Below are 229 nucleotides of genomic sequence, written 5' to 3' on the forward strand. Positions count from 1 at the left end.
ACCATGACGAAAACGAGAGAGAAAACCCGCGAGGAGTTGCAAGCCGAGATTGAGGACGGAAAGAAGAAAATCCGGCAGTTTGAGAACCGAGAAAAGATGTTGCGTCAGAAGCTATCCAAAGAGGAACGCAGAACGCGCAGCCACCGCCTTATTGTCCGGGGCGCGGTCTTTGAAAGCATTGTGCCGGAAGCAAAGAACATGACCGACGAGGAAGCCACAGCACTTCTCC

The 229-nt window shown here is 52.8% G+C and carries 1 protein-coding gene; it reads left to right on the forward strand.

Translation table 11 applies throughout. From position 1 onward, the window contains the following. Window positions 1-3: 3 nt before the first annotated feature. A partial coding sequence (locus NE623_RS14635) for a DUF3847 domain-containing protein (protein WP_256273604.1) occupies window positions 4-229 on the forward strand: 226 nt, incomplete at its 3' end.

Origin of the sequence: Gemmiger formicilis, assembly GCF_024462815.1 — a bacterium.
Taxonomy (GTDB): domain Bacteria; phylum Bacillota; class Clostridia; order Oscillospirales; family Ruminococcaceae; genus Gemmiger.